9 protein-coding genes are annotated in these 11,370 nt (G+C 41.2%); 7 read left to right on the forward strand and 2 right to left on the reverse strand.

Annotated features, from left to right (window positions below; genetic code table 11):
* The first annotated feature begins 42 nt into the window (after positions 1 to 42).
* The 3 genes from lpdA (at position 43) to sucD (ending at position 3,720) form a co-directional block, all read left to right on the forward strand.
* Positions 43 to 1,476 carry a dihydrolipoyl dehydrogenase gene (gene lpdA, locus L2096_RS10655; RefSeq protein ID WP_004940928.1) on the forward strand — a complete coding sequence of 478 codons (1,434 nt, stop codon included), beginning with the start codon at positions 43 to 45 and terminating at the stop codon, positions 1,474 to 1,476.
* Between the two features lie 174 nt (positions 1,477 to 1,650).
* Positions 1,651 to 2,817 carry an ADP-forming succinate--CoA ligase subunit beta gene (sucC, locus tag L2096_RS10660; RefSeq protein WP_004940924.1) on the forward strand — a complete coding sequence of 389 codons (1,167 nt, stop codon included), beginning with the start codon at positions 1,651 to 1,653 and terminating at the stop codon, positions 2,815 to 2,817.
* Between the two features lie 12 nt (positions 2,818 to 2,829).
* Positions 2,830 to 3,720, forward strand: coding sequence for a succinate--CoA ligase subunit alpha (gene sucD / locus L2096_RS10665; RefSeq protein ID WP_004940921.1), 891 nt, complete (start codon positions 2,830 to 2,832; stop codon positions 3,718 to 3,720).
* A gap of 561 nt (positions 3,721 to 4,281) precedes the next feature.
* Here the strand turns inward: sucD and trpS are convergent.
* Entirely contained in the window at positions 4,282 to 5,295 is a 1,014-nt protein-coding gene (trpS, locus tag L2096_RS10670; RefSeq protein ID WP_119026061.1) for a tryptophan--tRNA ligase, read from the reverse strand.
* A gap of 206 nt (positions 5,296 to 5,501) precedes the next feature.
* On the opposite strand from trpS, the gene L2096_RS10675 reads away from it, so the two are divergent.
* Positions 5,502 to 6,422, forward strand: a complete 921-nt coding sequence (locus L2096_RS10675; protein ID WP_004940916.1) for a DUF808 domain-containing protein — start codon at positions 5,502 to 5,504, stop codon at positions 6,420 to 6,422.
* A 17-nt stretch (positions 6,423 to 6,439) separates the two neighbouring features.
* A complete protein-coding gene (ypfJ, locus tag L2096_RS10680; RefSeq protein WP_250365381.1) occupies positions 6,440 to 7,342 on the forward strand; it encodes a KPN_02809 family neutral zinc metallopeptidase in 903 nt (300 codons plus the stop codon).
* A 23-nt stretch (positions 7,343 to 7,365) separates the two neighbouring features.
* Here the strand turns inward: ypfJ and L2096_RS10685 are convergent, their stop codons facing one another.
* Entirely contained in the window at positions 7,366 to 7,923 is a 558-nt protein-coding gene (locus L2096_RS10685) for a hypothetical protein (RefSeq protein WP_004943159.1), read from the reverse strand.
* Positions 7,924 to 8,121: 198 nt separating this feature from the next.
* Between L2096_RS10685 and L2096_RS10690 the strand changes: the two genes are divergently transcribed.
* Both L2096_RS10690 and L2096_RS10695 read left to right on the forward strand, forming a co-directional pair.
* Complete coding sequence (locus L2096_RS10690) at positions 8,122 to 9,621, forward strand: cation:proton antiporter (protein ID WP_004943155.1); 1,500 nt, start codon at positions 8,122 to 8,124, stop codon at positions 9,619 to 9,621.
* Between the two features lie 495 nt (positions 9,622 to 10,116).
* On the forward strand, positions 10,117 to 11,370 hold a 1,254-nt coding region (locus L2096_RS10695), incomplete at its 3' end, for a BapA/Bap/LapF family prefix-like domain-containing protein (RefSeq protein ID WP_250365382.1).

The following is an 11,370-nucleotide window of genomic DNA, read 5'->3' on the forward strand; positions in this document are numbered from 1 at the left end:
CACCCAAGTTGAGTCATTTCGCTTGGGTTCATGGAGATAAAAATGTCTCAACAGTTTGATCTTGTTGTAATTGGCGGTGGACCTGGTGGCTATGAAGCGGCAATTCGCGCTGCTCAGCTTGGCTTTAAAGTTGCGTGTATTGAAAAGCGTATCCATAAAGGCAAGCCATCTTTAGGTGGTACTTGCTTAAACGTGGGCTGTATCCCGTCTAAAGCACTTTTAGACTCAGCGCATCGCTTTGAAGATACCGCACATCACCTAGATGACCACGGTATTACAACAGGTGAAGTCAAAATTGACATCGCAAAAATGTTGGCACGTAAAGATAAAGTTGTCGAAAACTTAACGGGCGGTGTGGCTCAGTTATTAAAAGGCAATGGTATCGAGTGGTTACAAGGGACAGGTAAACTCCTTGCAGGTAAAAAAGTTGAGTTTGTGCCATTTGAAGGCGAAACTCAGGTTTTAGAGCCGAAATACGTGATTCTTGCTTCTGGTTCAGTACCAGTAAATATTCCGGTAGCACCAGTCGATCAAGACTTGATTGTTGACTCAACTGGCGCACTCGAGTTTGCTGAAGTGCCTAAGCGTTTAGGTGTGATTGGCGCGGGTGTAATTGGTCTCGAGCTTGGTTCTGTATGGCGTCGTTTGGGGGCTGAAGTTGTTGTGTTTGAAGCATTGGATACATTCCTTCCAATGGCAGATAAGGCACTTGCTAAAGACTTCCAAAAAATCTTGACCAAACAAGGTCTTGATATTCGCATTGGTGCAAAAGTTGCTGCGACTGAAGTAAATGGTCGTGAAGTGACTGTGAAATACAATCAAGGCGGCGAAGACAAAGAACAAGTATTCGACAAGCTTATCGTTTGTGTTGGCCGTAAGCCATATGCAGAAGGTTTGTTGGCTGAAGATGCGGGTATCAAGTTGACTGAACGTGGTTTCATTGAAGTCAACGACCACTGCGCAACATCTCTTGAAGGTGTTTATGCAATTGGTGACCTTGTACGTGGTCCTATGCTTGCGCATAAAGCCATGGAAGAAGGTGTAATGGCGGTTGAGCGTATTCACGGTCATGCAGCACAAGTGAACTACGATACAATTATCAGCGTTATTTATACGCATCCTGAAGCAGCTTGGGTTGGCTTAACTGAAGAAGCAGCGAAAGAAAAAGGTCATGACGTTAAAACGGGTCAATTCCCATTTGCAGTCAATGGCCGTGCTTTAGCAGCAGGTGAAGCAGCAGGTTTTGTGAAGTTTGTGGCTGATGCAAAAACCGACCGTTTGTTGGGTATGCACGTGATTGGACCAGGTGCATCTGACATTGTTCACCAAGGTATGATTGCACTTGAGTTTGTTTCTTCTGTAGAAGATTTACAATTAATGACATTTGGTCATCCAACCTATTCTGAAGTGGTACATGAAGCCGCTTTAGCGGTTGATGGTCGTGCCATTCACGCAATTCAACGCAAACGTAAGTAAGATTGAAAAGAGCGGTTTAGACCGCTCTTTTTTGTTTAAGATGGTTGTTTATATTTGAATAATCATCTAAAAATAAGTACAAATGAAATTGAAAAAATGATCTGTATTTACTGAGACGGATGTTTAAGTACAGGTTAGTTATAACAAGGGCAAAAGTCGTAAAAAGGTAACTAAATGAATTTACATGAGTATCAAGCCAAAACATTGTTGAAAAAATATGGCGTGTCAGTCCAAGAAGGAATTTTGGCACGAAATGCAGAAGAAGCAGTTGCTGCATTTGAACAATTAGGTGGCAAGTTTGCCGTGATGAAAGCCCAAGTACATGCGGGTGGCCGCGGTAAAGCTGGTGGTGTAAAGGTAGTTAAATCGAAAGAAGAAGCTGCAGACTACGCCAACCAGTTGATTGGTACGAATCTTGTCACGTATCAAACCGATGCCAACGGCCAGCCGGTCAACAGTGTCTTGATCTGCGAAGATGTGTATCCAGTTGAACGTGAGCTATACCTAGGTGCTGTGGTGGATCGTTCAAGCCGTCGCGTAACTTTTATGGCTTCAACCGAAGGTGGCGTTGAAATCGAGAAAGTAGCTGAAGAAACGCCAGAAAAAATTATTAAAGTCGAAGTAGATCCACTTGTAGGTTTACAACCGTTTCAAGCGCGTGAAGTTGCATTTGCATTACAACTTAAAGACAAACAGGTCAGCCAGTTTGTGAAGCTAATGACAGGTGCTTATCAAGCATTTGTAGAAAATGATTTTGCCCTATTTGAAATTAATCCACTCTCAGTTCGTGAAAACGGCGATATCCTTGCGGTCGATGCTAAAATTGGCATCGATTCAAATGCCTTGTATCGTTTGCCAGAGCTTGCAGCAGCACGTGATAAATCACAAGAAAATGAGCGCGAATTAAAAGCGTCTGAGTTTGAACTGAACTATGTCGCACTTGAAGGTAATATTGGCTGTATGGTCAATGGTGCAGGGCTTGCAATGGCCACAATGGACATTATCAAACTGTACGGCGGTCAACCTGCAAACTTCCTTGATGTAGGCGGTGGTGCAACCAAAGAGCGCGTGATTGAAGCCTTTAAGCTCATTTTGGCTGATACCTCTGTTCAAGGTGTCTTAATCAATATCTTTGGTGGAATTGTACGTTGCGACATGATTGCCGAAGCCATTATTGCAGCCGTTCAAGAGGTGAATGTAACCGTTCCTGTCGTGGTTCGTCTAGAAGGCAACAACGCAGAATTGGGTGCAAAAATTCTCGACGAATCGGGTTTAAAACTGACATCTGCCAACGGATTATCGGATGCGGCAGAGAAAATTGTTGCTGCGGTAAAAGGTTAAGGGAGTATAAAAATGAGCGTATTAATTAATAAAGACACAAAAGTATTGGTTCAAGGTTTTACGGGTAAAAACGGCACATTTCATTCAGCCCAAGCGCTAGATTACGGCACGAAAGTCGTGGGTGGGGTAACGCCAGGCAAAGGTGGAACTACTCATCTGGACTTGCCAGTATTTAATACCATGAAAGATGCGGTTCGTGAAACTCATGCTGATGCATCGGTTATTTATGTTCCGGCGCCTTTTGTTTTAGACTCCATTGTTGAAGCGGTCGATTCAGGTGTGAGTCTGATTGTTGTGATCACTGAAGGTGTGCCAACCCTAGATATGCTCAAAGCCAAGCGTTACCTTGAAACCTACGGTAATGGTGTGCGTTTAGTTGGACCAAACTGCCCAGGTGTGATTACTCCAGGCGAATGTAAAATCGGAATTATGCCGGGTCATATTCATCAACCGGGTCGTATTGGAATTATTTCTCGTTCGGGTACTTTGACTTATGAGGCTGTGGCGCAAACCACAAAACTCGGTTTAGGTCAGTCTACTTGTATCGGAATTGGGGGTGATCCAATTCCAGGAATGAACCAAATCGATGCGTTGAAACTTTTCCAAGATGACCCAGATACCGATGCGATCATTATGATTGGTGAAATTGGTGGCTCTGCGGAAGAAGAAGCAGCTGAATACATCCAATCGAATGTGAGTAAGCCAGTTGTTGGATACATTGCTGGTGTGACTGCACCAAAAGGCAAACGTATGGGGCATGCAGGCGCAATTATTTCGGGCGGTAAAGGGACAGCAGAAGAGAAATTTGCTGCATTTGAACGTGCAGGCATGGCGTATACGCGTAGCCCGGCCGAACTCGGCTCGACAATGCACAAGGTCCTTAAGGAAAAAGGCTTGGTATAAATTTTAAGCTTTATCCAATAAAAACCCTTCAGAACATCTGAAGGGTTTTTTATGGAAAAATCATTCGATATATCGGGTTTTAAGTTCGTATCTAAAAAGAAAAATTCAATATCTTCCATCAAGTACTAGCTTAGATGAAAAGTCTGATGATGTATGTCCTTGAGTGAAGACTACTGTTGCAAATTTTTAATAAGATCGTTTAATTTGATTTGTTTAGTTATTCTTAAACTCGTTATAAGCTGACGCTATAATGATAGTAATAAAATTAAAAAACAGCACTATAAAATGAGACGCAAAAAAAAGCGTAATGATTGGGGTGATCATTACGCAGAACAACGAATCTGTAATAACAGTTTCGGTTAAGGAGAAGAGTTATGAACTTGGGGGAGTGCATAACCTATAAATCTAATATACTCAAGGTCTACTCAGAGTTCATTGGTATTCACGTTAACATGTGTTAAATCACGTTAAATAATCGATCAAAATGTAGGCTTACTTTCGACCAAAGTCGTACTGTCTCTGAATAAGACAGTACTTCAATGGTATTTCGATCATGATCGATTAGAACTTGAATAAGCCAAGCCCATCTTTTACTTCATCCAGTGTGGTTTGGGTAATGTTCTGACATTTGATTGTACCTTCGCGCAAGATATCCATAATGTAATCTGGATCTTTAGCCAACGCTTCACGACGTTCACGGATAGGTGAAATCAATTCTTTTAAAATACCTTCAAGGCGTTTTTTTACAGTTCCATCACCGAGACCACCACGGCGATAGTGAGCCTTTAAAGCCTCAACTTCTTCTTTGTCTGGATCAAATGCATCTAGATATGCAAATACAATGTTGCCCTCGACCTGACCTGGATCTTCAATGCGTAAGTGATTTGGATCGGTATACATTGCATTGACGGCTTTTTTAATATCTTTATCACTTGCATTTAATACAATGGTATTGCCAAGAGATTTCGACATTTTTGCCTTACCATCAAATCCAGGTAAACGTCCTGTATTTGAAAGTAGAGCTTTACATTCAGGAAGCAAATCTTGACCAATCTGACGATTCACACGGCGTACCAATTCATTGGTCTGTTCAATCATTGGAATTTGGTCTTCACCCACCGGAACGACGGTCGCTTTAAAGGCAGTAATATCGGCTGCTTGTGCCACTGGATAGCATAAAAAACCTGCTGGAATATCACGCTCAAACCCACGCATCTGAATTTCAGATTTAATAGTCGGGTTACGCTCAAGACGTGCAACAGTCACAAAGTTAAGGTACAACATGGTCAGTTCATTCAGTGCTGGCAAGCATGATTGAACACAGATCGTGGTTTTAGTTGGATCGATGCCCACAGCCAAATAATCCAGTGCCACTTCAAGAATATTACGGCGTACTTTGTCTGGATTGTCTGCATTGTCTGTTAGGGCTTGAGCGTCTGCCAACAAGATATGCTGATGATGACTATCTTGTAAACCGACACGAGAACGTAAAGAACCGACAAAATGTCCGAGATGCAATTGTCCAGTCGGACGGTCACCTGTCAAAATAATAGGTCGTTGATCAACACTGCTCATTATATAGTCCACTACTAAATGGGTTTATTCAGAGGCTAAGCCGCTGCAATATAAAAGAATGGGGTTATTGTACGGGAAATAAAAATAAATCGTCAGCAATCCACGGTACTTTTCATAAAATAATCCTGTCAATCTATCGGTTAAAATTACAGAAATTCAAAAAAATCGTCTTACAATAGAGAGATAAAAATCAATTCGGATAAAAAATGGCAACTGGCTTACTTGTACTTCTCGATGATATTGCAACGATTTTGGATGATGTTGCCCTCATGAGTAAAATGGCAGCGAAAAAAACCGCTGGCGTACTGGGAGATGATCTGGCGTTAAATGCCCAGCAAGTAACAGGTGTTCGCGCCGAGCGTGAAATACCGGTGGTATGGGGCGTAGCAAAAGGCTCTTTTATTAATAAACTGATTTTGGTGCCACTGGCATTATTAATTTCGGTGGTCGCACCTTGGCTCATTAATCCGTTACTCATGATTGGTGGTTTATTTTTATGTTATGAAGGGATTGAAAAAGTCATTCATAGTTTGTTTTCAAAAAAAGCACACGCTGAAAAACACACAGATCCACAACAACAAAACGATGAAACTGATTTAGCTGCTTTTGAAAAACAAAAAATAAAAGGTGCCATTCGCACCGATTTTATTCTTTCTGCCGAAATTGTGGTGATTTCATTAGGTACTGTTGCCGCAGCAGCATTTATGACCAAAGTTATGGTACTCAGTATTATCGCAATTGTAATGACTGTGGGTGTTTATGGTTTTGTTGCCATGATTGTAAAAATTGATGATTTGGGCTTGTACTGGACCAAGCAAAGTTCGTCTTTTAAACAAAAACTTGGGAATGCGTTGTTGGTATTTGCACCTTGGTTAATGAAAGCCCTGTCTGTGGTTGGAACGATTGCGATGTTTTTAGTGGGAGGTGGCATTATTGCGCATACGATTCCACTGATTCATCACTTTAGCGAAGAAACCAGTGATCATTTAGAAATGATTCCCACAGTTGGGAATATTATTGGTGCGATTACCCCAACATTGATTAATTTTGGAATAGGTATGCTGGCAGGTTTGATCGTGTTTATGATCGTAACCGTATTTCAAAAAATGAAAGCGAAAGCCGCGTAAACGATTGGAGATGATCTATGCGTTGGAAAGGTCGACGAGTCAGTAGCAATGTGGAAGATCGCCGTGGAAGTAGTGGTGCTAAAGTGGGTGGCATCAGTATCGTCGGTTTGGTGGTGGCATTTGTGGCATGGAAATTTTTTGGTGTCGATCCGCAACAAGCCTATCAGGCAACTCAGCAGATAACAGCCGCACAAAGTCAGACGGGTACAGCACCAGAGCAATTATCTGCTGAACAAAAAGAAGCCTCAGATTTTGTAGGAACAATTTTGGCAGACACAGAAGACACTTGGACGCCCATCTTCCAACAGCTGGGGCAAAGCTATGTTGCGCCAAAATTAGTGTTGTTTAATGGCCGCGTTCAATCTGCCTGTGGTACTGCGGAGTCGGCGATGGGGCCTTTTTATTGTCCAAGTGATCAAAAAGTTTATATCGATACACAGTTCTTTAAAGAGATGCGCCAACAAATGGGCATATCAGGCGATAAAAATCAGACTGAACTGAGCAGACAAGATCAGGCAGGCGATTTTGCTCAGGCCTATGTCGTGGCACATGAGGTGGGACATCATATTCAAAATTTATTGGGTATATCCTCTCAGGTACAACGTGCGCAAGCACAGGCCAATCGTATTCAAGCCAATCAACTTTCTGTACGTCTTGAACTACAGGCCGACTGCTTTGCCGGAATATGGGCCAATCGAAATCAAGAACGCACGCAATTTTTAGAGGCTGGAGATGTTGAAGAAGCCATGGATGCAGCACAAAAAATTGGAGATGATTATCTTCAGAAGCGTGCAACAGGGCAGGTGGTCCCCGATAGTTTTACCCATGGTACCAGTCAACAGCGCATGCATTGGTTCGAAACTGGATTAAAAAGTGGTGACTTGAATCAGTGTGATACATTCAATAGTCGTTCAATTTAAAAAAGAAGGCGACACCTTCTTTTTTATTTTTTAAGAAACTGCTTGAAGTTGCGAAGAATTCGGTAACTACAATATAAAGCGATCAAGGCAAAAATACCGACGCCAAAAAGTACATATTTTAAATTGCTAATGTCTTGAGCATACAATGACTTGATGTCTTGCTCAGACCAAGTGTAAGAGCCAGGCATATTGGTCTGGGTATCCATATAACGTATTTTCTCAAGATAACTATGTGTACCAAAGGTTTGAAACGTTGCATCCTGAATTACACGTGTCCCAATTTCGTTATAGCGGTCTGTACATAAGGTTGCAAGATAATGTTCGCAATTCAATTTCGCGATATATCCGCGATCTTGTAGCACAATATAAAAAGCTTGGTTGGGCTTTTTATTGTTACTCAATAGACGATAAGTATGTGTCGCATCACTTTGAATCTGTGAAATCTGTTTGTGGGTATATTCATCCTCGGCATTCCAGATTTCCTTTGCCTTACTATAAAAGGTTAAGATGAGTGCCGCCGTAATTAAAAAAATACAGGTAGCTGAGACAAGCCGAACAACAGTTTTAATCGATTGATGCATGTGCGAGGACTTCCTTTTGAACGCCATTAAAATAACTGATTTGATTCAATTCACAAAGAAGTTTTCTACTTAAGCTTAAGTGTTTGATAAAATTAAACATTATGGTTTTTTGTTAATAAAGTTAATTTTTGGCAATATCCAAAGTAAATTTAAGTAAAATTACAGATCTGTTTATTTATATGATCCATAAGGATATTTATGGGTAGTTTTTTTCTCCTTCAAGTTCTCACGGTTATTTTTGCGCTGTCGATTGCAACCACAATTTTTAATAAGCGTATTTTAAATTTCCCTCAGGCGATTGGTGTGCCGATTGTTTCGGCCGTTTTAGTTTTTATTTTGCAATGGGGAGCCAGCCTGTTAAATGGCAACCAGTTTATTACCATTAATATTCATAATATTGAAAATGCAGTAAAAAGCATTGATTTTTATGATTTCCTAATCAATGGTGTGATTTGTTTTATTTTAACCTCCTCAGCACTCAAATTTAAAATTTCAGATTTGCGCAATCATTGGAAGCCAATCGGCATCTTGGCCACTATTGCGTTGGTGCTCTGTGCTGTCTTGTTCGCAGGTTTATTGTTTGGTTTTCAATACTTGATTGGAAATCCTGTTCCAATTCTGGTTTTACTGTTACTTGGTTCTGCATTGGGAGCAACAGATCCGATTGGTATCAAAGGGGTATTAAGTTCAGTTCGCGCCCCGCATCACCTGATTGTTAAACTTGAAGGTGAGTCACTCTTTAATGACGCCATGTGTATCGCCGTGTTTATGACCCTTTTAAATGTACTCAAAGGGGAGCACTTTAGCTTGGTGGGCACAATCGAAAACTTTCTTTACGAAATCGTGGTCGCTGTGATTATTGGTTGGGCATTTGGTGTCGGAATTTTACGTCTGTTGCGTGGTAAGCACGAGATGGAATCTTTAATTCTGACGACAGCGTTATTGGCAAGTGGTGCCTATTTGGTGTCATTGTTCGCACATGCATCGGCACCGATTGCTTGTGTGATTGGCGGCTTGATTGTTGGAAATAAGTGGAAAGAAATTTTACAAGATCGTGAAATTCGAGAAGTGAACCACTTCTGGCACACCGTAGAAGGCATTATTAACTCATTTTTATTTACTTTGATTGGTCTTGAGCTTTTTATTCTAGATTTAAGTACAAGCATGATCTTGGGTGGAATCTTCGCCTTTATCGCCTTACATATTTCGCGCTTTGTCGCAAATTTTCTCTCGTTTTCTTTTTTCCCGTCATTTAAGCATAAGAGTTACAACGGCAGTCTGGCAATTTTATCGTGGGGTGGTGTTCGAGGTGGAATTTCATTGGCCTTGATTCTTGCGGTCGCCAACGTACCTGAGCTACGAGATTACAGCAGTATTTTAATTGGGTATACCTTTATTAGTGTGCTGATGTCGGGAGTGGTTTGTGGACTTGGTTTACCTGCTGTGATGAATGCATTTTATTATAATCCTAATGAAGAAACTCAAGGATTTAAAGGCTGGTATCAACGTATGTGCCACAAAATGAACCGCAAAGGGTATAAGTATATTGTAGGAGAGGATGCATATGGCAACGAAACAATCACCATTTACGACATGGATAAACTAACCGATCAGAAAGCCGAAGATGGTATTGCGACGGTTCATAATCCCACAAAAGTACAAGAAGCGAAAAGACTGGAGAATCCGAATAATTTTTAAATATATCGAGTATTCATAATTTGATCATTCGATTGTTTAATAGAATTTATGAATAACTATAGTTTAAATAAAAATATACATCATGTTATTCAATGATCTAAAAATTGTGATTGAGCTGATTGAACTCGGTTCTTTCACACTTTTTTAATCATTTACTGAGTCTAAAGTGGTTGCCCAAGTTTTCTATAAGATTCTTGTATCAGAGATTTGTATCAAAATTGTTCGATAGTGGAATTTTTTTTATAAAAAAAATATATAAATCAATTAGTTAAAATAAAAAATTTACTATAAGGTAAATATAAGCATAATTTATGTGAACTGGTTATCACTTTTTTTTGTTTTTTGAGCTGTTTTTGTATTTATTTTTTTCTTTTTTGAATGTTTAATGGTATGGATTACGTGCAAAAATCATAAAAGATGGTTGTTTTGAGTAAGCCATCACAGTGTGGGGAAGCACATTAAAAAAATATAAAGCATACGAGAGAGATGAAAGCCATGCCAAACATACAAATTATCGCTAAAGAATCGCATGCCGTATTGGCAGATATCACAGGAAACTCCGCCAAACTCACAGAAGCATCTGTCGTATTGGTTAAGGTTTCAGCAGATGATGTTCAGGAAGTAACCCGTGATGGTACCAGTGCTATCATTAAGCTCAAGAATGGCGAAGTCATCGTTATTGACGACTTTTTCAGTACGGAAGGTCCTACAGACAACAGCCTAGTTTTTCAAGATGATTCTAATAAACTGATCTGGGTACAATTCACAGATGCACAAGGTGCCCTGCTTGAAAATGTGGCGTATCAACCAATCGATTCAATCGAGCCTTTATTATATGGTCACAGTGAAACAAGTCCATGGGCATGGGCAGCCGTTCCAGTAACTGCGGGTGGTATCTTATGGTGGGCGCACAATCGAGATAGTGATAACGATAACAATAACCCGCCTGTGGTTAACCCGCCTGCAACACCTACCACTCCAGCAACTGTCTTTGACGATAAAGAACCAATCACTGGCAATGTAAGCAACGGCAGCTCCACGAATGATGCATCTCCTTTAATTAGTGGTACAGGCACAGCTGGCACGACAATTACGGTATATGACGGCAATACTGTTTTGGGTACTACCACCGTAGGTTCAGACGGTAAATGGTCATTTACACCAACTACACCATTAACCGATGGCACGCATAGCATTACTTATACACTTAAAGATGCGGCGGGAAATGAAAGCGGTAAGAGCCCAGCAATTGACTTTACCGTGGATACCATCGCACCAGATACGCCAACAACTGCTCCAAATGCTACAGATGATGTTGCACCTGTCATTGGCCCAATTACTGCTGGCAGTTCGACTAATGACAATACTCCAACATTAACGGGTACAGGCACTGCGGGCGACATCATTACCGTCTATGATGGCGCTACTAAACTAGGTACAGCCACAGTGGGTTCTGATGGGAAATGGTCATTTACACCATCACCTGCGCTAGCAGATGGCTCACACAGTATTTCTTACACAGCAACAGATAAAGCGGGAAATGAAAGCGGCAAGAGTCCAGCAATTGACTTTACCGTAGATACCATCCCGCCATTGGCAAATGCAGTCACGGTGCTGGATCTATACGATGATGTGGGCGCGATTCAGGGCACCATCAGCAACAGTCCAGATAGTCTGACCGATGACACCCGTCCGGCATATTCAGGAACGGCAGATGCCTCGGTGGCGATCGTGAAAGTCTACGACAAT

Source organism: Acinetobacter sp. ACZLY 512 (assembly GCF_023614015.1).
Classification (GTDB): Bacteria; Pseudomonadota; Gammaproteobacteria; order Pseudomonadales; family Moraxellaceae; genus Acinetobacter; species Acinetobacter soli.